This window comes from Natrinema pallidum DSM 3751 (assembly GCF_000337615.1).
GTDB classification, from domain to species: domain Archaea; phylum Halobacteriota; class Halobacteria; order Halobacteriales; family Natrialbaceae; genus Natrinema; species Natrinema pallidum.
Genome location: NZ_AOII01000074.1, coordinates 67023 through 92949, shown reverse-complemented (window position 1 = coordinate 92949; position 25927 = coordinate 67023). Strand labels below are relative to the sequence as shown.

The 25927-nt window shown below is 64.0% G+C and carries 19 protein-coding genes and 4 pseudogenes; 7 read left to right on the top strand and 16 right to left on the bottom strand.

Annotation, left to right across the window (positions count from 1 at the left end; all coding sequences use genetic code 11):
- The 6 genes and pseudogenes from C487_RS12570 to C487_RS12550 form a co-directional block, all read right to left on the bottom strand.
- A pseudogene (locus C487_RS12570) lies at positions 1-854 on the bottom strand (RPA family protein); the annotation flags it as partial.
- Positions 851-1661: pseudogene (locus C487_RS22235) on the bottom strand (Single-stranded DNA binding protein); the annotation flags it as partial. The pseudogenes C487_RS12570 and C487_RS22235, both read right to left, overlap by 4 nt.
- 12 nt (positions 1662-1673) lie before the next feature.
- Positions 1674-2309, bottom strand: a pseudogene (locus C487_RS22020) (Single-stranded DNA binding protein); the annotation flags it as partial.
- Positions 2310-2364: 55 nt separating this feature from the next.
- Positions 2365-3062, bottom strand: a pseudogene (locus tag C487_RS12560) (IS6 family transposase).
- Positions 3063-3171: 109 nt separating this feature from the next.
- The gene (locus C487_RS12555; protein WP_006186152.1) at positions 3172-4275 is read right to left on the bottom strand and encodes a M20 family metallopeptidase; all 1104 of its coding nucleotides are present in this window, start codon (positions 4273-4275) and stop codon (positions 3172-3174) included.
- Positions 4276-4370: 95 nt separating this feature from the next.
- Positions 4371-6014 carry a globin-coupled sensor protein gene (locus tag C487_RS12550; RefSeq protein WP_006186151.1) on the bottom strand — a complete coding sequence of 548 codons (1644 nt, stop codon included), beginning with the start codon at positions 6012-6014 and terminating at the stop codon, positions 4371-4373.
- A 160-nt stretch (positions 6015-6174) separates the two neighbouring features.
- On the opposite strand from C487_RS12550, the gene C487_RS12545 reads away from it, so the two are divergent.
- Entirely contained in the window at positions 6175-8049 is a 1875-nt protein-coding gene (locus C487_RS12545) for a PINc/VapC family ATPase (RefSeq protein WP_006186150.1), read from the top strand.
- 85 nt (positions 8050-8134) lie between these two features.
- Here C487_RS12545 and C487_RS12540 read toward each other — a convergent pair whose 3' ends face one another.
- The 3 genes from C487_RS12540 to C487_RS12530 all read right to left on the bottom strand — a co-directional run bounded on the left by C487_RS12540 (position 8135) and on the right by C487_RS12530 (position 11020).
- Entirely contained in the window at positions 8135-9196 is a 1062-nt protein-coding gene (locus tag C487_RS12540) for a Brp/Blh family beta-carotene 15,15'-dioxygenase (RefSeq protein ID WP_006186149.1), read from the bottom strand.
- A complete protein-coding gene (locus tag C487_RS12535) occupies positions 9186-9968 on the bottom strand; it encodes a lycopene cyclase domain-containing protein (protein WP_049908135.1) in 783 nt (260 codons plus the stop codon). The genes C487_RS12540 and C487_RS12535 overlap by 11 nt, the downstream gene beginning before the upstream one ends.
- Before the next feature lie 326 nt (positions 9969-10294).
- Complete coding sequence (locus C487_RS12530) at positions 10295-11020, bottom strand: bacteriorhodopsin (protein ID WP_083864605.1); 726 nt, start codon at positions 11018-11020, stop codon at positions 10295-10297.
- Between the two features lie 166 nt (positions 11021-11186).
- Between C487_RS12530 and C487_RS12525 the strand changes: the two genes are divergently transcribed.
- Positions 11187-11789: a hypothetical protein gene (locus C487_RS12525; RefSeq protein WP_006186146.1), complete on the top strand. Its 603-nt coding sequence runs from the start codon at positions 11187-11189 to the stop codon at positions 11787-11789.
- Between the two features lie 272 nt (positions 11790-12061).
- Positions 12062-12967, top strand: coding sequence for an NAD+ synthase (locus C487_RS12520; RefSeq protein WP_006186145.1), 906 nt, complete (start codon positions 12062-12064; stop codon positions 12965-12967).
- A 64-nt stretch (positions 12968-13031) separates the two neighbouring features.
- On the opposite strand, the gene C487_RS12515 is transcribed toward C487_RS12520, so the two are convergent.
- The 7 genes from C487_RS12515 to C487_RS12485 form a co-directional block, all read right to left on the bottom strand.
- On the bottom strand, positions 13032-13445 hold the full coding sequence (locus C487_RS12515) for a hypothetical protein (protein WP_006186144.1): 414 nt from the start codon (positions 13443-13445) through the stop codon (positions 13032-13034).
- A 45-nt stretch (positions 13446-13490) separates the two neighbouring features.
- Positions 13491-13787, bottom strand: coding sequence for a MarR family transcriptional regulator (locus C487_RS12510; RefSeq protein ID WP_006186143.1), 297 nt, complete (start codon positions 13785-13787; stop codon positions 13491-13493).
- A gap of 242 nt (positions 13788-14029) precedes the next feature.
- Positions 14030-15679: a long-chain-fatty-acid--CoA ligase gene (locus C487_RS12505; RefSeq protein WP_006186142.1), complete on the bottom strand. Its 1650-nt coding sequence runs from the start codon at positions 15677-15679 to the stop codon at positions 14030-14032.
- Positions 15680-15838: 159 nt separating this feature from the next.
- Positions 15839-17023 carry a DUF5305 domain-containing protein gene (locus C487_RS12500; RefSeq protein ID WP_049908134.1) on the bottom strand — a complete coding sequence of 395 codons (1185 nt, stop codon included), beginning with the start codon at positions 17021-17023 and terminating at the stop codon, positions 15839-15841.
- A gap of 139 nt (positions 17024-17162) precedes the next feature.
- Positions 17163-18341, bottom strand: coding sequence for a signal peptidase I (locus C487_RS12495; protein ID WP_006186140.1), 1179 nt, complete (start codon positions 18339-18341; stop codon positions 17163-17165).
- 165 nt (positions 18342-18506) lie between these two features.
- The gene (locus C487_RS12490) at positions 18507-19676 is read right to left on the bottom strand and encodes a CARDB domain-containing protein (RefSeq protein WP_006186139.1); all 1170 of its coding nucleotides are present in this window, start codon (positions 19674-19676) and stop codon (positions 18507-18509) included.
- A 66-nt stretch (positions 19677-19742) separates the two neighbouring features.
- Positions 19743-20390: a hypothetical protein gene (locus tag C487_RS12485; protein ID WP_006186138.1), complete on the bottom strand. Its 648-nt coding sequence runs from the start codon at positions 20388-20390 to the stop codon at positions 19743-19745.
- A 443-nt stretch (positions 20391-20833) separates the two neighbouring features.
- On the opposite strand from C487_RS12485, the gene C487_RS12480 reads away from it, so the two are divergent.
- The 4 genes from C487_RS12480 (at position 20834) to C487_RS12465 (ending at position 25926) form a co-directional block, all read left to right on the top strand.
- Entirely contained in the window at positions 20834-23554 is a 2721-nt protein-coding gene (locus C487_RS12480) for a DUF7289 family protein (RefSeq protein ID WP_449406433.1), read from the top strand.
- Between the two features lie 260 nt (positions 23555-23814).
- Positions 23815-24387 (top strand): DUF7344 domain-containing protein, encoded by a 573-nt coding sequence (locus C487_RS12475; protein ID WP_006186136.1) that lies wholly within the window; start codon positions 23815-23817, stop codon positions 24385-24387.
- Positions 24388-24390: 3 nt separating this feature from the next.
- A complete protein-coding gene (locus tag C487_RS12470) occupies positions 24391-25491 on the top strand; it encodes a hypothetical protein (protein WP_006186135.1) in 1101 nt (366 codons plus the stop codon).
- Positions 25492-25608: 117 nt separating this feature from the next.
- The gene (locus tag C487_RS12465; protein WP_006186134.1) at positions 25609-25926 is read left to right on the top strand and encodes an EMC6-like membrane protein; all 318 of its coding nucleotides are present in this window, start codon (positions 25609-25611) and stop codon (positions 25924-25926) included.
- Position 25927: the final 1 nt, after the last annotated feature.

The following is a 25927-nucleotide window of genomic DNA, read 5'->3' as shown; positions in this document are numbered from 1 at the left end:
GAGCGAAGCGACCGTCGCGTCGAACTCGGGACTCGTCGCGTCCGGCGCGATCTCGAGCCCGTTCACCTGATCGCGATCGCCCGCGACGACTTCGCAGGCCTCGAGCGCACAGTTCCGGAGCGCCGCGAGGTACGACGGCGTCGTTCCGTAGTGGTCCTGCGCAAGCGGGATTCCCGCCGCCAGACCGGCGTCGACGCCGGCCTCGAGCAGGGCGTCGGTCACCGCTTCCTCGCCTGCATCTGGGTGCTCCGTCCGTGCCGCGAGTGCGGCGGCTCCGGCGTAGGTCCCGATGCGGTCGATCGTTCGTTCGGCCGCGCTGACGACCCAGCGGTCCCGGGTATCGGCGTCGACCGCCGCGATGCTTTCGGGGCGGATCGAGGTGTAGACCTGGTCCGAGTCGTCGGGTTGGAAGGTCCGGGCTTTGCCCGTCACTGCGACGAACGCGGGCGGCTCCGTCTGCTCTAAGAACGCCAGTTCGTCGGGCTGGTACTGGCCGGCGTAGACGACGAACGCGCCGGTCGGATCGACCACCCGGGCGCGGACCATCTCGTCGTTGACCGACGTGACTTCGGTGAGGGTGCCGACGACGAANGGCCGGCGTAGACGACGAACGCGCCGGTCGGATCGACCACCCGGGCGCGGACCATCTCGTCGTTGACCGACGTGACTTCGGTGAGGGTGCCGACGACGAAGACGCGGTTGAGCCGCGCGCCGGTGGGCGTGATCACGTAGTTTGGTGCCCGCTCCTCGTCGCTCTCGGCGTAGGAAAGCGAGGCATCGTCGTACTCGGCCGCGAAGAGTCGGTACGCGATTTCCCGGCCCGGAATATCGTCGTCGCTTTCGGTCGTGCTCATGCGTCCACCTCCTCTAGAACGGCCGCCGCACGGGCGACCGGATCGTCGTCGCTCTCCTCGAAGCGCTCGGCGTCGAGGTTCGCGCCGTACTCGTCGACCGAGAGGTGACCGCGGATGCGGTATTCACGACCGACGATTCGCTCGCGGATCCGGTCCGCGACGACCTCTTGATCCATGGCCTCGCGGGCCTGCTCGAGGGCGTCCTCTAAGCTACCGCCGTAGACTCGCTCGGTGAGTTCGTCGCCGAGGACGACGGTGACGGTCCCGGTGCCGTCGTCGAGGATCGCCTTGACGCGCATGTCGTCGATCCCGTCGACATCGCCGTGGGTCCGGCACTGTCCCTTCTGGATGACACGGTAACACTCCGGACAGCGCTGGATGAGCCCGGAGCCGTCACGGACCGCGAGCAGGTTACCGACGACTTCGACGTCNCTCCGGACAGCGCTGGATGAGCCCGGAGCCGTCACGGACCGCGAGCAGGTTACCGACGACTTCGACGTCGTAGATGCCGCCGGTGGCGACGGCGTCGCCGATGTCCATCGTCGACGTGTTACTGCCGACGTCGATCGCCCGGTCGAGCGCGGTGACCGTCGAAAACTCCGAGACGTTGATCTCGGGGACGCCCCGGAACTCCTGAACGTAGGCGTTCTCGATGCGAACCGTGCCGCCGTCCTCGATCTCGGGAGCCGGTTCCCAGTTCGTGAAGGGGAGCCGCCCGCTCTCGTCGCCGACGACACCGCTCAAAATGTCCGTTTCGCCGTCGCGACCGTCGATCGTCTTGCGCTCGCACTCGANGGGAGCCGGTTCCCAGTTCGTGAAGGGGAGCCGCCCGCTCTCGTCGCCGACGACACCGCTCAAAATGTCCGTTTCGCCGTCGCGACCGTCGATCGTCTTGCGCTCGCACTCGAGGACGGTGACCTCGATAGTGACCGCGCGATCGCCGGTCTCGAGGTCGGCCAGGTGTGCGTCGCCGCCGACTTCGTAGGGGACCTCGAGCGCGTCACCCTCGAACGACAGCGAGGTGCTCTCGCCGAGGTTGAGTTCGGGGTCGCCGTCCCACTCGCGGACGCCCGCGTTGCCCGCGGTGATCGTGTTGCCGGGCTCGAGATCGAAGTCCTCCCACGCGGTGTAGTCGATGACGCCGGTCTCGTCGGCCAATCGGCCTTCGACGATGACGTGATCGGAGCCCTGATACCGGATCGATCGCTCGCCCGCCGTCAGGACGACGCCCGTCACGGTGACGCTGCTCTCGTCGGGCGTGATCTCGGCGATGTCCTTCGCTGACGGCGTGCCGCCACCGCCGCTGGACCCGTCGCCGTACTTCCGTCGGAGGCTCTGTGTGGCCTCGTCGATCGGGACGCTGTACTCCACGAGGTTCTGCAGGTCGTCTTTGACCTCCTCTTTGTCAACACCGAGGTCGGAGGCGAGATCCTCGGCATGATCGTCGAGTTCCATCACTTGCCCTTCGAGTTGGGGCTTAAAAAACGTTCCCGCAGGAGGGTGGTCGCGTTCAGATTAGCTGATTCCATGCGAAGGCGAACGATTTGAGCCCTTCATCAGCAGTTTCTGCACTTGCGTGACCGAAACAGTTCGAGAAAACGGTAGTTCTGCGTTTTACCTCTTGAAAGACACGGTCGACGCTGTTGCGATTTTCGTGACGTTCGTAGCGGAAATCGAGCCCGTGACGCGTGCAGGCGTCTTTCAGCGGCGTCGCGCCGTCGACGAGGAACACGGCGTCGTCGATGTCGTGCTTCTCGCGTAGTTCCGTAAAGAACGCATGTGCTAAGACGCTCGTTCTGGTCGGTTCGAGCGTTGTATGCAGCAGTTCGTTGGTTTCTGGATCGACGGCAGCGTACAGCCAGTACTGTTCAGTATTGAGTCGGATCACGGTCTCGTCGACCGCAACGTGATCCGGTGACTGACCGTCTTCGGGCTGTAGGTCGGCCTTGCGAACCCAGTTGTGGACGGTCGACTTGACGCGGTTAACGCCAAACAGTTCGAGAATAGAGACAGTATCAGAANGTGGACGGTCGACTTGACGCGGTTAACGCCAAACAGTTCGAGAATAGAGACAGTATCAGAAAGCGATAATCCAGCAAGATGTAGCTGAATACTGAGCTTCATCAACAGTCGCGGTGTTGCTTCGCGCTCCACAAAACCTAACTCGATCTCGTCCAAACAACCGTTGAGGACGGCGCTTTTGGGCATAGACACTTCAAAAATGCCGTTCCTCACTTTTCAGTGCTTATCTGAACACCGCCGGTTCACCACGGCTAGAGTATATCGTAACTCGCATCGACGGCCCACCAGTCACTGCTCACTGCGCCGACGGCCACCGATCGGCGACCCGCCGATAGGTCTCGAGACAGCGCTCGAGGACGGCGATCGAGACGCTCTCGTCGTCGGTGTGGGCCTCGCCGGGTTCCGACGGCCCGCAGATCACGCACTCGGTACCCGCCCGCGAGAGCCACCCTGCGTCGGTCGCGTGGGGTTTCGTCACCAACTCGGGGTCTGCCGCTTGCACGCCGTCAGCGGCCTCGAGAACCGTCTCGGCGAACGCATCGTCGTCACAGCGCATCGGCGGCAAGTCCTGGTCGACCGTCCACTCGACGCCGTCGAGATCGGTGACCCGCTCGAGGGCCGCGCGTTCGCCTGGCACCGTCCGTTCGTCGACCGTGACCGCACACCGAGCGGGGACGACGTTCATCGCCGACCCACCCTCGATCTCCGTGACGGTGAGCCGACCTGCGATCGATTCGCCCGCCACGTCGACCGACGGGGGCTCGAGGTCGCGAACGCGATCGACGGCCGCGGTGGCGCGATAGATGGCGTTCTCGCCGGCATTGGCTTCGCTGGCGTGTGCGGCGGTGCCGTGAGCGGTGATCGTACTCCCGCGACGGCCCTTGTGGGCGACGGCCACGTCGGTGACGTTCGGGCCGGAATAGTTCGTCGACCCCTCGCCGACGACGGCGTACTCGGGGGCAAACCCGTCGTCGATCGCGTACTGTGCGCCGACGCCGCCGACCTCCTCGCCGACGAAGCTCGCGACGACGAGTTCGCCGGCGGGGTCGGCATCGCGGAAGGCCAGCAGCGCGGCCGCGAGCGCCCCTTTCATGTCCGCCGCCCCGCGACCGTACAGGCGGCCGTCCCGCTCGTCGACGACGTACTCGCTCGCGTTGTCGACGGTCCCGTCCGCGTCCGCGACCTGCGACGCGGCCGGCTCGACGACATCGTGGTGTCCGACCAGTGCGAGCGTCTCTGGTCCCGTCCCTTTTCGGGCGATCACGTTACCGACGGCGTCCCGAGTCACGTCGGCGTCGGTCTCGCGGCGCAGCCACGACTCGAGGAAGTCACCGGCGGCGGCCTCGTCTTCGTGGCTCGGGATCGACACGAGATCGCGCGTCAACTCGACGAGAGTCATACGCAATGTCTCGGGGGCTGTGCTGTTCAGTGCACCGACTCCCGACATCGGGACAGCAGCCTGGAGAGCGGTCGCCCCGCCGGGGCGTTCGATACTTACTCGTACCGTTCGTACACCGGCGGCTCATCGTCAGTGTCGGCCTCCGTCAGCCGCGCAACCGACTCGCGGACCTCTCGCAGACTGGCCGTTTGCTGTTGGCTCGCCGCCGCGACCGACTCCGCGGCGCTTGCGACGGTGTCGGCCGACTCCGAGAGATCCTCGAGCGTCTCCGCCGTCACCTCGACGCCCCGAGCCTGCTGATCGGTCGCGGCCGCGACGTCTTCCATGCCGGCCGCCGTCGTCCGTGCCGACTCGTGGATCTCCTCGAGCGAGTCGACCGTCTCCCGAACGCGGTCGGTTCCGGTATCGACGCGGGTAACGGTCTCCTCGGTGGTTTCGACGGTCGCCGCGGCGTCCTGCCGGACGGCTTCGACGGCGTCCTCGATCTCGGCGAGATCGGACTTCGTCTGTTCGGCGAACGAACGGACCTCGCTCGCGATGACACCCATCGTCTCGCTGCCGCCCGCGTCGTCCCGCGAGGACTCGATCTTCGCGTTCGCCGCCAGCACCGTCGTCCGTTCGGCCAACTCGTCGAGTCGGTCGACGATCTCGTCGATCTCCTCGGTTCGGTTCGCGAGCGTGTCGACCGCGTCGGCGACGCGGTCGGTCGCATCTTCGATCGCCGCGAGCTCGTCCAGCGCGTCGTCGGCCGCCTCGACGCCCTGCGCGGCGAGCGTTTCGGTTCGATCGCTCTCCTCGCTGACCTCGTCGGCGACGCTTGCAACCTCCTCGATGGCCGCGCTCATCTCGTTGAGTTCCCCCGCCGCCCGCGTGATGCCCGTCGCCTGCGAGTCCGTCTGCTCGCTGATCGCCTCGGCGCGCTGAGCGACGACCTCGCTCGAGTCGTGGAGTTCGGCGATCGGTGCCTCGACGTCGGTTTCGACCTCTCGTGCGAGCCGTTCGCGCCGTTCGATCGAGTCCTCGAGTCGCTGTGCATAGGAGTCGACGTACGTGTCGACCGCGACCTGCATGTCGAGGTTGATGATCCGCAGCAGCGAGAGGACATCCATCATCCCGTCGTCGATGGCGTCTCTGACCGTTTCCTCGAGCGACTCCTCGAGACCGTCGTTCTCGTCTTCGGCGCTGCCGCCGAGGCCGAGCGCGCCGACGAATCGGTCGAGACCGCCGTCGTCCTCGGTGTCACGCTCCGCGGCCCACTCCTCGATAGCGTCGACGACCTGTTGCTGGACCCGCTCGTTGAGTCGAGACATGATCAGGTCATAGTAGACGCCGTACTGTCCCACGTACTGTTTCAGGGGCATGTCGAGCAGTTCGTGGAGTTTGCCGATCCGGGCCCGGTTCTTGAAGAACGCCTGATCGTAGTCCCCGGTCGCGAGCGAGACGAGGTACGCCTGCTGTGTCCGCTTGAGCGCGTCGACGTTTTTCGGGGAGCGGTCGACGATCGCCCGCGTCTGCTCGTAGTGCAAGACGTTCTCGTAGAAGTCGTCCGCGATCGCCTCCGCGTTGGCCTGCAAGAGCGGCTCGAGAGCGGCCAGGCGCTGTTCGTCGGTCTCATCGAACCCGATGAACGCCTTTCGCCACGCGATTTCGTCTTCGTCGAGTTCGATCCGGTCGACGAGATCGTCGACATCGAGAAAACCATTGAGTCCGCCGCGCCCGAACGTCTCCTGGGGTTGCATGCGGGAAACGTGTTCGGTCGGTCCGTTAACTGTTCATTACTGTTCCCGCCGAATAGGAACACCCGACACGAATTCACGGGACCTAACTCTCGAAAAATACGTCCGCGAGACGGGGCGATGCTGTGGACACCCTTATAGGCGTACGTCGATCAGTTTACGTATGAACGTCGTGCCGGATACGAGCGTGGTCATCGACGGCCGCGTCTCGGCGACAATCGAAGACGGGCAGTTCGAGGGAGCGACGATCTGCGTCCCCGAGGCGGTCGTCGCGGAACTCGAGGCGCAGGCCAACGACGGGATCGACAGCGGCTGGGACGGTCTCGAGGAACTCCAGCGGCTGGCCGACCTGGCCGACGACGGGGTCATCGACCTCCGCTACGTCGGGGAGCGGCCCAACGCGATCGAGCGGGGCCACGCCTCCGAGGGCGAGATCGACGCGCTGATCCGCGATCTCGCGGAGGAGTTCGATGCGACCTTCGTCACCAGCGACATCGTTCAGGCCGAGGTCGCCCAGGCGAAAGGACTCGACGTCGAACGCGTATCCCCCGAGGTACGGGAGGTCGGGACGCTGGCCATCGAGGAGTTCTTCGACGAGGAGACGATGAGCCTCCATCTCAAGACCGATGCCGTCCCGAGGGCCAAACGCGGCGACCTCGGCGCGATGGCCTACGAGGAGATCGCCGACGAACCGCTCGACGAGGCGACCATGGACGAGTACGCCCGCGAAGTCGTCGACGGTGCGAAGGAGACTCCCGACGGCTTCATCGAACTCTCGGAGCCGGGCATGAAGATCGTCCAGTTCCGGGACTACCGGATCGCGATCGGCCGACCACCCTTCTCCGACGGGATCGAGATCACAGCCGTCCGGCCGATCGCCCAGACCGATATCGAGGACTACGAACACGCCGACGAACTCAAAGAGCGACTGCTCGAGCGCCAGCGTGGCGTCCTGATCTCGGGTGCGCCCGGGGCCGGGAAGTCGACGTTCGCGCAGGCGGTCGCCCGGTATATTTCGGATCACGATTACTCGGTCAAGACCATGGAGAAGCCACGGGACCTGCAGGTCGGTCCCGACATCACCCAGTACACGGAACTGGGCGGCGAGATGGCCAAGACCGCCGACGCTCTGTTGATGGTCCGGCCGGACTACACCATCTACGACGAGGTCCGCAAGACCGACGACTTCGAGGTCTTCGCGGACATGCGCCTGGCCGGCGTCGGCATGATCGGCGTCGTCCACGCGACGCGGCCGATCGACTCGCTCCAGCGACTGGTCGGCCGGGTCGAACTCGGGATGATCCCGCAGGTCGTCGATACCGTCGTCTACATCGAAGCCGGTGAGGTCGAGACCGTCTACGACGTCAAGACGGAAGTCAAGGTCCCTGCCGGGCTCACGGAAGAGGACCTCGCTCGCCCGGTCATTCAAGTCACGAACTTCCAGACGGGCGAGCCGGAGTACGAAATCTACACCTTCAACCGCCAGGTCGTCACCGTCCCGCTCACCGACGAGGACGGCGGCCCCGGCACCGAGTCCGGCGTCGACCGGATCGCCAAACAGGAGATCGAACGGGAGATCCGATCGATCGCCCACGGCTACGTCGACGTCGAACTCAAAAGCCAGGACACGGCCGTCGTCTACGTCGAGGAGGACGACATCTCGAGCGTCATCGGCAAGGGCGGTGGCCGAATCACCGACATCGAGAACCGGCTGGGGATCGATATCGATGTCCGGACCCACGACGAGAACCCCAACTATGGCGCAGGCGGCGGCTCCGGCGGTGCGAGTGCGAACGGCGGAAGCGGCGGTTCTCAGGCCGGCCAGATGGTCCAGCCCGAGATCACCTCGCGACACATCGTTATCCCCGTCGACGGTAACCACGGCGAGACCGTCGAGGTGCAAGCCGGCGGCGAGTACCTCTTCACCGCGACGGTGAGCCGCGGTGGCGAGATCCAGGTGTCTCGAGGGAGCGCGATCGCGGAGGAACTCGAGCGAGCGATCGACCGCAAGGACTCGGTGACGGTCGTTCCATCGTAGACGATCGATCCGCGAGCGAGCGACGTGAGCGAGCTTTTTCGTGCAGATTTTTGAGGGGTGGTACGCGAGCGGCCGCTCCCACGACTCAGGGCGACCAGATCCCGTCTTCCCGATCGAGCAGCGTGACCACGACGACGTGTGGGAGGGTCAGCACGGCGATCCCGACCAGATAGACCGCGATGATGTCGGCGACGGTCGCGGGCGTTCGCGGGACGGCGAGCCAGATTCCGACGAGGACGGCCAACGCGGCGAGGGTCAACGGCGCTGCGTCACGGGCGAACCGGGACACGGCAGTCCGAATCGCCCCGCGCTCGAGGGCCGCGCTCGCGACGGGGTCCACGAGCATCGTTCTGAGGACGTGCCGGAGCGAGTGCCAGAAACAGAAGTAGAGGCCGATCGCGAGGATCGGCGGCACGGTGGCGAAGTAGCCGACCAGACCCAGCGTCTCGGCGGCGTCGACGAGCCACGGCCACCGCTCGCCGGGGCTCGTTCGACAGCCCCCGCGGAGGAGCGAGAGCGCGATCAGCGATCCGAACCCGATCACCACGGCCGCCCGACCCGTCGGTTCGAAGAGGGGATCGAGCGCGGTCGCCGCGCTGGGATCGAACACCCCGATGAGCGTCTCGGCGACGAACGCGTACTGCCCGGGAAAGGCGACCAGCGGGACGAGCATCGGGAGGCCGCCCCTGACGAGGAGGGCGAGTAGCCGACTGGCTCGCGTCTCGAGGTGGTCCGCGCCGACGAACTCGAGGAGCGCGTAGACATCGCCCTGTCCCCAGTGGACGAGCGTAACGAGGATGAACAGGATGAACGCCGCGACGGGTGCGAGGACCCAGACGAGCGCGTAGGCGGAGCCGAGGAGGAGGTAGAGGACGCCGACGAAGGCGAGCGATCGCGGCGTAACCGGGTCGCCCCGGACCCGCGGTAACACGAGGTGGTCGACGGCACCGTGGGGGAGTCCGAGAACGACGACGCTGAGCGCTAGCGGCACGTACTGGTAGACGAGCGGCGGCGACCCGAACACGATCGTCGCCCCGGCAGCGACGGCGAGCAGCGAGCCGAAGCCAAAGGCCAGCCGAGCGGCGCGCGATCGACTCTCGGCGCTCGCTCGCGCGTCGGCGCGCCGGCCGATCGCGTCACCGGTCATCGGAACTCGTCGGCACCCGCGGTGCTGTGCTCGTCCACGCCGAACCGCTGCCGATTCGATCGAGCACCCAAACGTACATGGTGATCCCCTGAACGATGAAGAGATTGGTCACGAGGAAGAACAGCGCCTCCTCGATCGGGAGACCGAAGAGCGCGTGACCGGTGGTGTACGTGTCGGAGATGACCCAGACGCCGAGTTCGATCGCGATCCGGTCGACGAGCCAGAGGTACAGCGTCGGGACGGCGATCGCGACCAGCAGCGACCGGCGGATGGCCCACAGGTACGTCGACCCGAACCCCCACTGGAGAGCGAGGACCGGCCCGGCCCAGAGGAACAGCCAGCCCAGATAGTACGTGGCGGTGTCGCCGAGGAGTACCCAGCCGACGACGGCGATCGCCAGCCCGCTGGCGACGCCGAGCAGTCGGTGTGTTCGAGGAATCGCCAGCGACCGATCGGCGGACGGTCGTACCTGAAACAGCCAGAGCGCGGTCAGTATCGGCTGGAGGACGAAAAAGAGGTACTCCTCGAGTGGCGTGTGCCAGACGGTCGCGAGGACGGTCCCCTCTCCGTACCACCAGACGCCGACGGGGATGAGGCGGTTCGTAAACGGCGTCGTGTAGACGATGGCGAGAACGATCATGACGCCGAGTCCCGAGAGGGGGCGAACTCCCCACCAGGTGCGATCGCGCCGGATCGAGAGCCATCCCAGAATCAGGATTGGCGGCAGCAGGAAGGCGAGATGGATGCCGAAGTACGTGAACTGGTCGGTCATGGGCGGATCGACGTTCGCCATCGGTGTACGGGCGGAAACCGGAACCGCTGTGAACGGCAGTACGGACGGGAGCCGGATAGCGCCGTATCCATACTGGTTCGGAACGATCGGGACACGCGATATAGATCGGTTCGGTCAGTCGTCGGCCGGAGCGAGTCCGGGTGTACTGGTGCCACAGTCCGCTCGGCCCGGATCACTTTACCAGAGCGACACATAAACGAGTGGCCGTCCCGGGCCGGCTGCACACGAGCAGACCGGAACAGCGTCCGGGTCTCTGCTATCGCGTCGGTCGCTGGCACCGTCCGTCGGGAGTCGATGCAGCGGCCTCAGGTCGGGGCAGCCGTCGGCGTCGCGACCCGCTCCAGGACGGAGCGGCTCTGGAGCAGGATCACGCCGAATCCGACCTTTGCCGAGAGGTCGAGCACCATGAACGCCGCGGTTTCCCAGTACAGCGGAAGGATGCCGAACGTCCCTTCCGTGCCGAGGATCCAGACCACCGGGTAGAGGAACCACAGCGCGATAACCAGGTTGCGGAGTCTCCCGAACAGCGATGCGACCTCGGGGGCCCGGTTGCGCGCGTTCTTGGAGAGCGTCCCGACGAGGACGTACAGCAGGGCGAGCAGAGCACCGGTGCTGATCGCCCACCAGGCGATCCGGGTACCCGGGGTGGACGAGAGCGCTGCGATCGCGCCGGTCCCGATCATGAAAACGTCGAGGCCGATCAGCGTCGCGATCGTGTTTCGGTTCGCCCCGGCGAGCAGCGAGAGGTCGAGCAACAGCAGCGGCGTCGTGAACAGCCAGTCGGCGTAGCGCGCCCAGTAGATCGTGAGCGCCTCGTCGCCGACCATGACTTCGGTGACGCCGAAGCCGGTTGCCATCGCGAAGTACATGGCAGCGGCGATGGTTGTGATGAAGATCGTGATGATATAGAACTCCTGCATTTTCCGATCACGAACGCCACGTCCGCGACCGACGAAGTACAGGGTTCCGAGGGTCATGCCGATCGTGCCGATCCATAGCCAAATGGATTCTGGGCCAACTGTTGCGGCCATGGGTGGTGCTAGAGCAGCGTAACACATATTGCTTGACCCTAACGGAAACAACTCTCATTGTAGCGTGTATGTCCAGAAGTTTGACGTGGAAGATGAAACCGCAGCGTATTTTGGGGTGTTCTGTGTTCGGTCGGATAGCCCGATCACAACGCTCCCTCCACAACCGATGACCTCGACTGATCCGAACGATCCGATTGCGGACGCACTCCTCGGCGAATCGACGTACGAACGACTCAGAGTTGAGCGATACGCGCTGATCAAGCGCCGCATTCCACAAAAACTCGTCTACCAGAGCGGCCTGCTGCTCGTGCTCGCGCTCGTCGTTCCGATCGTCGCCACCTATCCGTCGTCAGTACAAGCGACGTTCCCGGGCGGCGCTCCGCTGTGGTCGTCGCCGCTCGTCCTCTGGGTGGGGGTCTACGCCGGCGGCATCGAAGTGGGGACTGCAACCTGTCTCGTCGCGGTAGCGATCGCGCGTCAGCGGTACGAGCCCTCCCTCTCGGAGTCACAGGTACACACGCTACTAAATCTCGAGGACGTCGCGTCGATGTTCGGACTGGCGACCGGCGGCTTCGCGATCCTGATTACGGTCGGCTTCTTCCTGCTCGGCCACGCCGGCGTCGAGACCGTCACCGCCATCGTCGAATCCGCGCCACGAGACCCCTACGGACGGACCGGCGTCCCGGTCCCCGTGATCGCCGTCGGTGCCGCGGCAGCGATCAGTTCCTGCGTCGTCTACGCCGCCGGCCGATACCTCTCCTCGGCGTAAGCGACGATCGGGATTCCTCACGTATCATCGCGACGGAACTCGAGCGAGCGACCGGACGAATCCGGTGACGACCGACCCCGCCGACGGAAAGGCTGCACCCGTACGGAAGGACAGCGTCGGTGGCGTGAACGTGGGCATATGATCAGGACACGTCGCAGACACCGGACCGTGTGCAGCTTCGACACGGGCAGAACAACTAGGTGTTTAAGGATTAGCTTCATATGTGGGACGATCGTTCAGCCATCACGTGATCAACGGAGTGATTCCAACGTATGAGCGTAGATAGGACGACGTTCGTCTTCTCGGACGCGGAGCGGACGAACGAGGCGTTCGTCACGGATCGCCGCTCGCTCGAGGCGATACGCGAACGGATCGTCGCCGACGTTCGAACCCGGGTCGCCGACGCGGGGGCGACCGGCGTCGTCGTGGCGATGAGCGGCGGCCTGGATTCGACGCTGACGACAGCGCTCGCGGTCGAAGCCGTGGGCAACGAGAACGTGCTCGGACTGGGGCTGCCCTGTCACAAGACGGACGGGGCTCACGTCAGCGATGCCCGGACGCTCGCCGAGGGACTGGGAATCGATTACGAAGAGATTCAGTTGCGGCCGCTCCTCGAGGCGTTCGAGGGAACGGTCGCGGACGAACTCGAGTCGGTAGCGAACGAGCGCGGGCGGCCCGACGAACGCACCACCGCGGTCGGCAACGCCGTCGCGCGGCTGCGGATGGTCACCGCGTACTACGCGGCGAACCGCCAGTCACGGCTCGTCCTCGGCACTGCGAACCGTTCCGAGCGGTTGCTTGGCTACTTCACGAAGTATGGAGACGGCGGGGCCGACGCCTATCCGATCGGCGACTGCTACAAGACGGAGGTCCGCGCACTCGCGAGACACATCGGGCTCCCGCGACGAATCATTTCCAAGGAGCCGACGGCTGGGTTCTCGGCCACGCAGACCGACGCCGACGACCTCGGCGCGCGCTACGCGGTCATCGATCCGCTCCTGTACCGACTCGTCGACGCGGAGCACTCCCTCGAGGAGGCCGTCGCCGACCTGCGAATCGACCGCGAAACGGCCGCCGAGATCGCAGCCCTGCACGCCGCTACCGCTCACAAACGGACGACCCCGCCGACGCCGGGGCTCTGCGGCCGCGACGGCGACCGAACGGACGCTCTCGAGTAACGGTGGCTGTTTGCGGGCGGGACACCGCGTCGCTCGTGGCGGAGGCGACTCCGATGGGACGGCCTCACCGATCCGTTTCAATGGCGTACATGTCCGGGTTACGCCACCAGAATAGCCCCCACGCTAGCAGGAATCCGGCGGCCATCGCGAGGACGTCCTGCAGGAACGAGGACAGTCCCAGATCGATGATGGCCGCGAGCGCGACCGCCGAACCCAGCGCCGCGCCGGCCACGACGAAGAGGATATCCCCGACGACCCGCGCACGCGAATGGTCCCAGTAGGACTGGCGCTCCTCGTCGTACCAGACGCCGACGTAGATCAGTACCGGCGACATGATCGCGATGACCGTGACCGACCGATACGCCTCGGGGAGCACCGTCGGTACCAGAACGAGCAGGTTGAGCAGATTCGCACCGAGCGCTGCCAGAAACAGGCCGATCAGCAGCCATCCCCACCGCGGGAGCCGCTCTTTGTCCATATCGAATCCGCACTCCCCGAGAAAATAACCCTGACGTTCTCGCCGTTATTCGGCACAGCAGGCGTCTTTCTTCGGGGACTCCTCGACGCCCCCGTTTCCGTCGGCCGCGACCGGCTCCTCGAGCCGATAGAGGCTCTGCCGGGCATCCGCGAAGTAGATGTCCTCGTCGACGATCCCGATCTCTTCGAGGCGCTCGAGGGCGTATCGTACCGTCCGAGCCGAGAGCATGGATTCCTCGACGATCTGTTTCTGCGTCAGCGGCCCGTCGTACTCGAGGACCTTGAAGACGAGTTTCGCGCTCGGTGGCAAGTCTTCGATCTCCTCCCCGTCGGTCTCTGCCATATTACGATTCGAAAGGCCCCAGAAGTATAAAAGTTGAGCCTTACCGATCGGGAACGACGATAGATTGCAACACGTTCTAACGAGTAAAGTGCCGAATAAGGCGCTGAGGGTCGGGATAGTCGTCTCATCGCCGAACGAAACGAAGATGTCGAGTCCGACGAGAGTCGGCGAGCGTGATCCGTTCGACGACGGGATGTGCGAGCGCCGTCGAGTCCTCACCCGTCGGTCCGGCTGCTCCCCGATTACCCTTCGCCGATCATCCGGTCCTCATCGGCCCACTCCCGCTGGCGGAGTTCGTACTTCTGTGTCTTCCCGGTCGCGGTCTTGGGTAACTCCGACACGTATTCGACCCGACGAACGACCTTGTAGCTCGCGAGCTGTTCACGAGTGAACGCCGTCAACTCGTCGGCCGACACCGGCGGATCGGCCGGATCGCCGTTCGACGGCACGACGAAGGCCTTCGGTGTCTCGCCCCACTCGTCGCTCGGTGCCGGGATCACCGCCGCGTCCGCGACCGCCTCGTGATCGAACAGCGTGTCCTCGAGTTCGATGCTCGAGATGTTCTCGCCGCCGGAGATGATGATGTCCTTCTTGCGATCGCGGATCGCGATCATGCCGTGCTCGTCGATGGTTGCGAGGTCACCCGTGTGATAGTAGCCTTCGACGCGGTCGTTGAACGCCTCCTCGGTCGCGTCGGGCTTGTTCCAGTACCGATCCATGATCTGGTTGCCCCGGACGACGATCTCGCCGAGGGTCTGATCGTCGCGGGGGACGTCGGTCCCGTCTTCGTCGACGACCCGAACGTCGGTCCCGAGAACGCCCATCCCCTGGCGCTTCTTGATCTCGAAGCGGTTGTCGTCGGTCATGAGCCGCTTCGCGTCGGAGATCGTGATCAGCGGCCCCGTCTCGGTCGCGCCGTAGAGGTGTTTCAGGTACCAGCCAAAGCGGTCCTCGACGGCCCGAATCGTCGCCTCCGGCGGCGCGCTGCCGGCGGTCGTGACTCGGACCCGGCTCTCGCCGGTCATCGCCGGCTCGCCCTCGCTCTCGTAGTAGTCGATCAGCTGGTTGAGCACCGCGGGAGCGGCACAGAGGAATGACACGTCTTCCTCACGGATCGATGAGACGACCTCGTCGGGGTTAACCCCGCGCGTACAGACGTGGGTCGCACCCATGCCCGTCACTGCGTAGATGTGTCCCCAGCCGTTGACGTGGAACATCGGAAGCGTCCACAGGTAGGTGTCGTCGTCTGTGATCTCGTGATAGATCGACATCAGATAGGCGTGGATCGTCTCGGTCCGATGCGTACGACAGACCCCCTTCGGATCGCCCGTCGTCCCCGAGGTGTAGTTGATCGTGATGATCTCGTCCTCGGCCATCTCGGGCCGGTCGAACTCCGTTCCGACCGCCGACACGACGGCGTCGAAGTCCTCCCACGTTCCGTCGGACGCGTCCGACGCGGCTCGCTCGGCGTCACCGTCCCCAACGGCGTCGATATCGTTCGTGATGAACGTTTCCGTCGGCACCTCGTCGCGAATCGCCTCGATCTTGTGGGCGTACTCGTAGTCGGCAAAGATCGCGTCGACGCCCGCATCCGACAGGATGTACTCGTAATCGTCCGGCTCGAGCCGGTAGTTCAGCGGCGTATGCACGGCCCCGATCTGCATCGCGCCGAAGGCCGCCTCGAGGTGGTAATGCGTGTTCGGGTCGAGGACGGCCACGCGGTCACCCTTCTCGATACCGCGCTCCTGGAGCGCCGCGGCGAAGCGATCCGCGCGCTCGCCGAACTCCGCGTACGTAAACCGGTCGCCGTCGGCCCCCACGACCGCCTCCTGCTCCCCGTAGTGGTCCCGTGCCTGCTCAAGGAAGTCCGTGACAATGAGTGGCGTTTCCATACGGAGACGCATTCGGATATGGATCGTATAGTGATTTCGTTTATCATCGATCAGGCAGATTATCGACGCGGACCGTCGGCGGCGCGTTTCGTCCCTCGAGGAGACGCCGGGCTATCGACGACTCGCGTCGGCGGCAGCCGCCGCGGTGAGAACAGGACGCTACAGCTGTTTCCAGACGTCTTCGTCGTCCTCGAACCCGTCCGGATCGTCGGGCGCGGCGAACTCGTCGCTCGGATCGAGTTCCAGAATCTCCTCGGTGGACAGGTCCCGGTCGCCGTCGATCACGTCCGGTTGCTTCTCGAGGTCCATCTCCGGCCAGGCGGTTTCCTCCCAGAGACCGCGATCGCTGTAGTAGTAGACGACGCCGTCGTTGACGACCGCGAACAGCCCCCGCTGGGTGTCGTGGACGACCCGCTCGTTGGTGTCGATCGCGACGTCGACGACGTCCTCGAGCGTGTCGAGCGAAACGTGGTAATCGCCGATCCACATCGGGATCGAGCCCCGGGAGATCCACTCGGCGTAGCGCTGTTCGTGGACCGCGCGGCGAGCGCCCTCGACATCGGTCGGCGAACGTCGGGCGACGATCGCCGCCCCGGCCAGCGAGAGCGTCCCGAGCACCGACAGCCCGCCGACGAGCGCCGGGTTCCGGGACTCCGTCGTGCGGACCGTCCCGCTCCGATGGCTGTTCGAGGCGGAGTCGGAGAGCTCCCCCTCGAGCCAGTAGGCGTCTTCCGTGATCGTCACCGGCGTCGTGCTCGTGAGGGTCCCCTGATGGCGTCCCGTCTCGTACTCGACGCGGAGCACCATCTGGAGGTCGACCGAGCCGACGCCGCTGATCTCGCGCTCGAGTTGGCGCTGGCGCTGCCGGTAGGACTCGAGGTCGATCGTCGCTTGCGACGTCGCGACGCCGTTGTCGACCGAGGGCGACTCGCGGAGCACCTGATGGGTTTCGTTCCAGAACGGAGTGCTGTCGCGCTTCGCTTCGAACCGAAGTCGCAGTTCGTGGGTGACTTCCCCCTCCTCGATCGGCGTCCCGCTGGTTTCGTTTCGGAGCGTCGTCCTCGGTTCGACGGTGAGCTCCGGTGTGGCGTTCAGAAAGTACACCGAGCTATCGGTGAGTTCCTCGCCCTCGGTCCAGAGCGTCCCGCTCTCGGTGACGACGGCGCTCGTGTCGGCGTCAACCGCGACCCGTTCCTCGCCGAACTGTGGTGCGGTCGTCGTTTCCGGGTTCGCGACGGCCCAGCCGGTCGCGCCGATCGCGAGCAGCCCCACCGCGAGCAGCGCGATCGTGATCGTCCGGCCCTGTTTGGCCAGCAGCAACTCGAGACGCGGGTTATCGAGCATTCGTTGTCCCCCGGGTTCGGACCCCACGTCCGAGCGCATTCGGTGGCCGAACCGTCCACTTTCGAACTGGTCGGTCACCGAGACAATTCATACGTGAGTGAAGGAAATGAACCACTATAAGCGTAGCGGCCTCGCGGTGCTAGTCCCGGTTTCTGCGCCACTTGCGAAGCTTTCGGTGGAGCCGTGTCGACAACGGGATGTGATCACCAGCGGAGCGAAACCGGATGTCGTTACTGCCGAAGATCACGAGCACGATTCCGACGGCGAGCCCGACGACGACGCCGTTTACCGCCCCGATCGCGACGAGCGGATGGAGATCGTGGAGCCAGAACAGGACAGACGGCGGCAACACGGCGAGATAACGGTACTCGCCGAGGTGACGCGTATACTCGCCCGTCTCCGCGGGGGCTGACAGTGAGATCGTCGTCTCGCCACTGTCGCGGATACCGACGGTCTGCCGTGCCGGGTCCGCACTGATACTGCGGCTTTCGGCCTCGTGAACGACCGCGATCGGCAGATACCCCGAGTTGTCGACGGTGCGGGTGAGCGTCGCCGTCTCGCCGGGGGCGACGATCTGTGGATTGTCGTCCGGCGACTCCGAACTGATGAGTTCGTACTCGGTCGTCCCCGAGGGAACGACCATCGCCGCGGTCGCAAACGTGACGAACACGAGCAAGACGAGCCCGAGCGCGGTCCAGAAGGCGATCACGTTCTCGCGCGATCGCGATCGCCTCGTGTCGCGCTGGGATGGGCCGAGCCGCTCGAAAAGCGTTCCGAAGCCGAGCAGTGCGACGCCGAGCGCGACCATGAGTGCACCGAGGCCGTTCGCGGACATCGTCGCCAGGCCGAACACCGACGCGACGACGCCGGCGGCCGACGCTGCGACCCCCTGAATCCCCACCACCGCGGTCCCGAGTTGTGGGATCGTTACCACGGTCCCCCCCGGCTGCCAGACTTCGGCGACGATCTGGCCCTCCGTGACGTGGGGTTCGCCGCCGTCCTGATCGGTAAACGGGTTCGCGTCGCCTTTCGTAACGTACCCTTCCTCGGTTTCGCCGACGACGCGGTGGGTCGTCAGCCCGCCGTCGTGGAGGGTTCGAGCCTGGTAGACGACGATATCACCCTCCTCGACATCACCGGCAACGAGGCTCGGAATCGCCACGAACCCGTCGCCGGTGTCGATCGTCGGCTCCATGCTCCCGGTCGCGACGTACCCGAGCAGGATCGGCTGACCGAGCAGTTGGCCGACTATCAGCAGGAGGACGGCCAGCACGAGGACGAGACCGAGCCCTCGCTTTGCGAGTCCGACGGCGGTCATGAATCAGTTGGTGACACGGTCATGGTCGGCTGACTGTTCAAGTACTGTTTCTTTCGGATCCAGCAGCATAAAGGTCGCGAGAGTACGACCCGAGTCGCGACGATTCGCGAGCGCAAAGCGCGATCCACCACCGTCACAAGGTACGGACCGCCCTCTGACCGCGTGCTAGCGGAGGAACGCCCACCGGCGGTTCGCAGCGATCACCAGGATCAACAGTCCCGCCGTCGCCGGCGGAGCGAGCGCCGCCGTCGTCGCCGGCGAGAGTTCCCGATCCCGGATCGAAAACGCCGCGCGCTCGACGGATACCGTGCCCGCGGACACGCCGCTGATGGCGGTCTCGTACGTTCCGGGCTCGTCGAACCGGCGCTCGAAGGTCACCGTCCGCTCGCCGTTCGCCGGAATCGAAACGGCCCGACTATCGACGACGATCCCGTCGACCGCAACCTCGAGCGTGCGCGTGGCTCGCTCGTCGGTTGGGTTTTCGACCGTCGCTTCGATCGTCGTCGACTCGCCGACGGTGATGTCGGGATCGACGACGGTCGCGTTGACGATGTCGGCCGCCGGCCCGTCGACGGTCACCGACGCGCTCCCCACCCCCTCGATACCGACATCGTACGTCCCGGGCCACTCCATCGACCGCTCGAACGTGACGTGCTGGGATTCGCCGGGCTCGAGGGTAATCGTCCGCCGATCGACCACGGTCCCGTCGACGGTCAGGGCCGCGGTCACCGAAGTCGTCGTTTCGCCGTCGTTTCGATACGTCGCCGCCACCGTCACCGTCTCGTCCGCCTCCACCGTCGTGGGTGACAGCTCGAACCCCGAGCCGCCAACGGCCGTCGATTCGGTTGGGGGCGATCCGCTCGATCCCCCTGTGGACCCCCCTGGCATTGTTTCGCCGTCCGCGTATTGGACCGTGATCGTAAACGTCTCCGTCCCGGACCGCGCGATGTGCGTATCGACCGCGACGCCGATACGCGCGACGGTTCCGGCCGACGGCTCGAGCGGGCGTGCCTCGCTGACCGTCGCCGTCGGCTGGTCGTTCCGATAGAACGTGAGCCCGGGGATGTCGTGGTCGATCCAGATCCGCTTGACCGCGTCATCGGTGACGGCGATCCTGAACACGTCGTTCGCACGCGTGACCGAGCGGTCGTTCAGGGCTTCGAGGTCGAGTTCGAGTTCACCGTTCTCGACGGCCGCGTACTGTCCGTTGGCAGCGTCCCCGGACTCGAGAATAACGTCCTCAGTAGCGTTGTCCGCACTCATCGTCAGTGCCGCCGTTGGCACGATGAGCGAGATCAGCAGCGTGGCCACGAGTAGATAGTAGTATGATTTCATATAGCAGAACCGAACTCGATCGGCCACCGATACGCGGCTCGCAACTGTCAGTCCAGTACGACCAGGTTATGCGGAACTGGCCACGACGGTCACTTCCGAGAGGTACCCGCTGATACTCGTGCTCGGATCGAAGCTCGAGCCCGGATTCGCAACACCGATGACCAACGAGACCTCCTCGTTCGGGTCGGATCCGCCCGTCGCATCCAGGGAGACCGAAAAGCCGTTCGTTCCGTCGCCGACGATCGAGTTATCGTTTTCGTCGGTGAACGCGTACTCGATCGTGAGCGAGTTACTATTCCCGTCGGTGATCGTGTTTTCGATCACGGCATCGTAACTATCCAGAATCGTCGGCGACGTCTGGATGGTCCCGTCATTCGAGTACACACTCAGGTTGACGCTGTTCGAACCGTTGTTGATCGTCCGGAACAGCGGACTGAACGTCGTCTGTGCGCCGACGTTTATGCCGGAACTGTTCCCCAAGTTGTCGAACGCCAACTCGAGCGTCCCGTTCGTAATCGATGACGCTTCTGTATATTCGTTGCCATCCGCATCACTGGTATCGAACGCGAGCGCGCTGGATTCGTCTCCGGCGACGGCGACGGAGACGGTCCGGTCCGCCTCGACGCTACTAAACGCGCCCGTTCCGAGCGCAGCCCCGCCACCCGCAACGATCGTTCCCAGTCCGACTAACACATTTCGTCGATTCATGTTCATGGTTGATATCTCCGTGCTACGTCCAAGCACCGATCGTCGGGGGGTGCTGGAACGCAGTTCCTATTCACGACCACGACCCCTACCCACTTTGTATTGAGTACCCGGAACCGGCGAAAGACCGGCCATACAGCCGTTCAAGGCGGTCTTGAACGCGTTCTCCCGGGCCTCGATACGAACAAGTGCCGCCTGAAACACTGCCGCGGGCGAAGCGAGACGACGTGATAGCAGCCGCCGTGTGGGACGTTCGATTGCCGACAGCACACGAGTCGGGCGGGGACGAACGCCGATTTGGCCGATCAGCGCTCGTCTTTCCGCGTTCAGCGGTCGGAGTAACCGGGTGGGGGCTCGATCAAGTGGTACTTGAGACGGCCGTTCTCAGTTATGATAATAGAACTATCTCGCGTATTTTTATATGTTTCTTCCGGGTAGCCTGAATAGAGCTAATGGTGGGTACACAACGTCCATCCCAGAGTCGGGAAAACGACCCTGGGGAGCGAGGGGCAAGTTCGATAATCGGGATCCTGTTGCTGTTTACACTCGTTATACTGGGGGCAGCAGTGGTGTTCGTCGCCGGGTCGGCGATGTTCGATGCGATCCAGACACAAGTGAACTCCGAACAGACACAGAAGTTCGTCGAAGAAACGGACCAGGGGATCATGACGGCCGCGACGACGGGCAAGAACCAGCCGCTGCCGATCGACGAGATGCAGGCGGAAAAACCGATGATCACGGACGATGGGTCGATCAACGTCACGTGGTACAACGAAACGGGACCGAGTTGCTCGACCGGCGAGAAGAGTCTCCGCACGCTCGAGTTCGACCTCGATGACCGGACGATCGCCCATCAGGGTGGCGGCGTCTGGAAGAAGGCAAACGGGCGGACCACGGTCGTTTCGGAGCCCCAGATCGGGTACGACGGTGAGACGTTACGACTCCAAATCCTCCAACTCGAGGAGGGCGATTTCGGTGCCTCCGAAGCGGTGGCGAAAGCCGACCACAGCAAGGCGACGGATCTGACCGAGGAGATCAATGACGTCGCCCAGAACTGTCCGAACGGGACGAGCGTCAAATTCACGATCGAAAGCTCCTATCACGAGGGATGGTATCAGTACCTCGACTCGGAGTTCGGAACGGAAGCGAACGTGACCCGAGACGGAAATGCGGTGACAGTGAAACTCACCGATGTCAGAGAGCCGTTCGACCCTGCGAAGTTCATCGTCAAAGAGGACCACGGGCTTCGGGGTCCCGGTGGCAAGGCGCTGGCGGAGGACCAACGACTCGCACGCTCTCTCGCCGGAACGGGGAACGGCGGCGGAAAAGGCGGCAATGGCGTCTTCAGTATTAAAACGACGATCAAGAACGTCGGGCAGCGAGACGAAAGCCAAGATATCACTGCAACGATCTGGGATGACGAACTCAACAAGAAGCTGTTGACGACCACCCATCCCGATCTCTCAGTTCCCAAAAACGGCGGGGAACGGACCATCGGCCATCCGGAACTCAAGTTCGAACTCGATGCGGCCGCGAAAAAGAAACTCGACCACGGTGAGACGTACAAGTACATCATCGAAACCGAAGACGACCGGACCGATACGCCCGGTACGTTCTACGTCGGCACGCCGGACCCGTACTTTAACGTCTCGAATGCCAGCCACGAAATCGACGAGAACGTGACGATCACCGCGGACGTACAGAACATCGGCGTCGAGAACGAGAGCGATGCTCGCGCGGACCTCGAACTCGAGTATCTCGACGACGAGACCCCGGATGCGTATAAACGAATCAGTCCGAATACCGTCAACGGCTCGTACGGTGCGACGACGACCGTCGAATGGACCATCAACGCGAGCCGGATGATCCGAGGGGACTACGAATACAGCATTACCACCGACGACGACACGTCAGTCACGAGGACGTTCACCCTCACCTCGGGCGTCGATCCGAGCGACACGGAACTCGTTCTGGACGCCGGGAACGAGGTCAACGTCTCGGTTATGGGGACCGAAGTGTCGGCAGAACGGCCAACTCGTGAGGAACGAGCACAACTCGTTGACGGCGATAAAGCAAACGGAAAGTGGAAAAAGAGCGGTCGAGGTGAATGGGGCTTCACCAATCAGGGTTGGAATGCGAACGGCGGGTGGAGGTCCGATGGGGATTTGGATTGCAGCTTCTTTTGCGACGAGCCGACGGAGATCTGGTGGGACGACGATGGCGGCTGGGACCTCGAGTGGACCAAGAGCGGATACGGCGACTGGTCCTGGAACGGGGCAGGGTCGTGGGAACAACACCGCGTCTACAACAAGCGATGGGCACCGGTGACGACGGAGATCATCACGCAACCGGTCGACGAAAACGGACAGCCGATCGGCGAGTCGAACACGATCCAGCCGGAGAGTTGGGGAAGCGAGAACTACGAGTCGTACCGATCGCCGGAAGACCAGAACCTCAACACCCACGATACGAGAGACAAGATCTGGAAGTACAACTTCACGACGGAGGATCGAATCAGCCTCACGCTGAGTTCGACGTTGTACAGCTGTAGCAATTACCGGAAGACGAACACCGATCTGTATACCGACGGTGAGTATTACCCGTATCACGACACGTGGTCGAAATACGACGGTAACGGCTACTGGGACCACTACGACTGTACGAACACCTACGGGAAGTCGCTCGAGGTGGACGCAACGACCGACTCGAACAAGGCAAACGTCCGTGTCAGGAGCAGTGAAAACAACACGGTGCCGGAGCTACGGGCGGGACATCAGCGCCAGGAGAGCGCTGACGAAGTGCTCGAACGCGGAGAGAAGGACCTGTTCGGTGGCAAACTCGAGAACGGAACGGGATATCTCGACCTCGAAAAAGGACAGGAGTTCGTCTTCATGTACGAACTCACCGAGGAAGCGCCGGCCAACAAGGACCCCGAGGAGTTCTGGAACGAAGCCGAGGAAACCGACACACCGGGGGACCCGAACTTCAACGACGTGATCGTCCTCGTCGAAGTCGACGAGATTCCGACTGAAGATATCGTCTCCCCAATACCCGTCGGCGAGGGCGGGGAGATCGTCGATGTCGGACGCGGGGAGTCGGATAACGACTCCAGTGATCAATCCGGATTCGACTCCGGCGTCGAGGTCGATACGGACAAGATCATCATCGGCTAACGACCGCCGGCGGTGAGACGGCTGGTTCGGACACCGATAGTAATCCTTTTGCCCGGTATTATTACTACTGTTATAACTCAGTGGTTCGAAATAGGAATCCAACTGAACGATCGTTCAGGCGGGAGACGTTCGCTATCCGCGTCTTGGGTGGGGATGTCCACGATAGATGATCTATCATAAATTGGTACTAGTGACAGTCAGCGCAGGTGTAGCAACAAGCGTTATGTATCAACAGCGCCGATATTCATACTGAACAGGGGATGGCAACGACCAGCGAAAGCAACCCGAATGCGCCGGACGGGACGGGTCAAGACGACCAATTATCGGCGGGTGAAATCTTCGACCTGCTGAGCAATCAGCGTCGCCGGTACGTCATCCACTACTGTAAGCGCGAGGACGAGCCGGTTCCGATCGGTGACCTCGCCGAACACGTCGCTGCCTGGGAACTCGAGAAGGATGTCGCGGAGGTCACGTCCGCCGAACGAAAGCGGGTCTACACGTCGTTACAACAGTCGCACTTGCCCACCCTCGATCGCGCCGACGTGATCGCGTTCGACGATCGGACGATCGAACTCACGGACGAGGCGGCCGAGTTGGACGTCTACCTCGACATCGTGCCCGGCGACTCGATCCCCTGGGGGACCTACTATCTGGGGCTGGCTGCGGTCGGGTCGGTCGTGATGGGTGGGTTGTGGCTCGAGGTGATTCCGACCGAAACGGTCCCGGAACTCGGCTGGGCCACGCTGGTGGTCGGGCTTTTCGCCGCCTCCGCGGTCGTCCACGTGATCCAAAACCGACGGCTGCGGCTCGGTGAGATGGAGCGGCCACCGTAACTCATGAACGCGTTCACCAAACTCGCGGTCGTTTTCCTCTTCATCGGAGCGGTGCTACTGGCCGGACCGGTGTTCGGGTTTACCTCACTAGCGGCGAATCGGGGAGCCGACGTTGCAGTCGGCGGGAGTGACGCGTTGATCGGTGTCGATGCGACGCACCTCACGCTCGACGGGCCAGGTGACGAAGGGACGGTCTCGATCGAGAACAATGCGGGACGACGACTCGCTCTCGAGGCAGAGGATACGACGGGACCGGATTTGCAGGTCAACGGGCAGTTGTCGGGCACGCTCGCGGCAGGGGAGAGCCTCCAGGCGACGGTTTCGTGCGACGGCGGGGGGACGAGCGGCACTGATTCGGGAATCATCACCGTAGCCGAAGCGATCAGCGACGACGGTTCGATCACCGTTCGGGAGGCGACTCTCCCGGTCACGGTCGACTACGAGTGCACTGGCGGCAAACCCGGAACGCCCCCAGGACAGCCGAGCGATGACGACACCGTCATCGAAGCCGGCGGCAAATCCAACGACGAAATCGACAGCGAGGGGACTGTCTGGATCGGCGACAACGGCAAGGCGAACGACGAGGTCAAGGCAGACGGCGACGTCTCGATCGGCACCGGTGGAAAAACGAACGACGAAGTCGAGGCGGGCGGCGACATCGTCACCGGCGACGACTACACCGCAAACGGTGAACTCTCCGCCAGGGGCGATATCTCGACCGGGACCAACGCCAAGATAAACGACGAAGTCGAGGCGGGTGGCGATGTCTCGATCGGCGACGGCGGCAAAACCAACGGGGAGGTCACTGCCGGTGGCAGCATCTCCACTGGGGACGGTTACACCGCGAACGGCGAACTCACCGCGAGCGAGGATATCACCGTCGGGTCGGGATCGAAGATTCAGGACGAGATCAGTGCCGGTGGGGACATCCATATCGGTAGCGGGTCCAAAATCGACGGCGAACTGGATGCGGGCGGCGACGTCTACGTCGGTGACTCCGTGACGTTCAACGACGACGTCACGGCCGAGGGAACGGTCTACGTCGGGTGCGACGTCAGGTTCAACGGCGATTTCGCCGCCGGCTCCGTGGTCGACGAGTGCTGAAGCCGTGCCGCGCGACGGTCCATACCGAGCGCGGAACGCTCGAGCGAACGGTTCCCGGGTGCGATTCGTGTCCGACGATGCGAACCCCTTTTCACCACTGACAACAGAGGTCGGACTATGTCGACCGAATCGATCAGCGACCGGCGCGAGCACATCCGCTCGGTCAGCGTGACGGCGTTATCCGCGCTACTGGGTGTCGGTGCAGCGCTGGCATCCGCAACCTGGGTCGGCCTGTCAAAGGCGGCGGCACAGGACACGCAGGCGCTCGCGTTCGTTCTCGGGGCGATCCTCGTCCAATACGTCCTCATCAACCTCTCGGGGATCTACGGCGAGGACGAGTTCGGGGCGAAACACTACCTGTTCATCGCGTTCATGACCTTTTCCCTGTGGTTCGTGACGTGGGGCATCCTGCTGACCGCGGAGGTCACGGGGTAGC

Bases quoted from the DNA above. Each gene is read 5' to 3' on its own strand.
- C487_RS12525 (WP_006186146.1), top strand. From the start codon at position 11,187: ATGACCTCGACTGATCCGAACGATCCGATTGCGGACGCACTCCTCGGC.
- C487_RS12470 (WP_006186135.1), top strand. From the start codon at position 24,391: ATGAACGCGTTCACCAAACTCGCGGTCGTTTTCCTCTTCATCGGAGCG.
- C487_RS12510 (WP_006186143.1), bottom strand. From the start codon at position 13,787: ATGGCAGAGACCGACGGGGAGGAGATCGAAGACTTGCCACCGAGCGCG.
- C487_RS12480 (WP_449406433.1), top strand. From the start codon at position 20,834: ATGGTGGGTACACAACGTCCATCCCAGAGTCGGGAAAACGACCCTGGG.
- C487_RS12520 (WP_006186145.1), top strand. From the start codon at position 12,062: ATGAGCGTAGATAGGACGACGTTCGTCTTCTCGGACGCGGAGCGGACG.
- C487_RS12555 (WP_006186152.1), bottom strand. From the start codon at position 4,275: ATGACTCTCGTCGAGTTGACGCGCGATCTCGTGTCGATCCCGAGCCAC.
- C487_RS12540 (WP_006186149.1), bottom strand. From the start codon at position 9,196: ATGACCGGTGACGCGATCGGCCGGCGCGCCGACGCGCGAGCGAGCGCC.
- C487_RS12550 (WP_006186151.1), bottom strand. From the start codon at position 6,014: ATGCAACCCCAGGAGACGTTCGGGCGCGGCGGACTCAATGGTTTTCTC.
- C487_RS12545 (WP_006186150.1), top strand. From the start codon at position 6,175: ATGAACGTCGTGCCGGATACGAGCGTGGTCATCGACGGCCGCGTCTCG.
- C487_RS12515 (WP_006186144.1), bottom strand. From the start codon at position 13,445: ATGGACAAAGAGCGGCTCCCGCGGTGGGGATGGCTGCTGATCGGCCTG.
- C487_RS12535 (WP_049908135.1), bottom strand. From the start codon at position 9,968: ATGACCGACCAGTTCACGTACTTCGGCATCCATCTCGCCTTCCTGCTG.
- C487_RS12490 (WP_006186139.1), bottom strand. From the start codon at position 19,676: ATGAAATCATACTACTATCTACTCGTGGCCACGCTGCTGATCTCGCTC.
- C487_RS12475 (WP_006186136.1), top strand. From the start codon at position 23,815: ATGGCAACGACCAGCGAAAGCAACCCGAATGCGCCGGACGGGACGGGT.
- C487_RS12485 (WP_006186138.1), bottom strand. From the start codon at position 20,390: ATGAACATGAATCGACGAAATGTGTTAGTCGGACTGGGAACGATCGTT.
- C487_RS12505 (WP_006186142.1), bottom strand. From the start codon at position 15,679: ATGGAAACGCCACTCATTGTCACGGACTTCCTTGAGCAGGCACGGGAC.
- C487_RS12530 (WP_083864605.1), bottom strand. From the start codon at position 11,020: ATGGCCGCAACAGTTGGCCCAGAATCCATTTGGCTATGGATCGGCACG.
- C487_RS12495 (WP_006186140.1), bottom strand. From the start codon at position 18,341: ATGACCGCCGTCGGACTCGCAAAGCGAGGGCTCGGTCTCGTCCTCGTG.
- C487_RS12465 (WP_006186134.1), top strand. From the start codon at position 25,609: ATGTCGACCGAATCGATCAGCGACCGGCGCGAGCACATCCGCTCGGTC.
- C487_RS12500 (WP_049908134.1), bottom strand. From the start codon at position 17,023: ATGCTCGATAACCCGCGTCTCGAGTTGCTGCTGGCCAAACAGGGCCGG.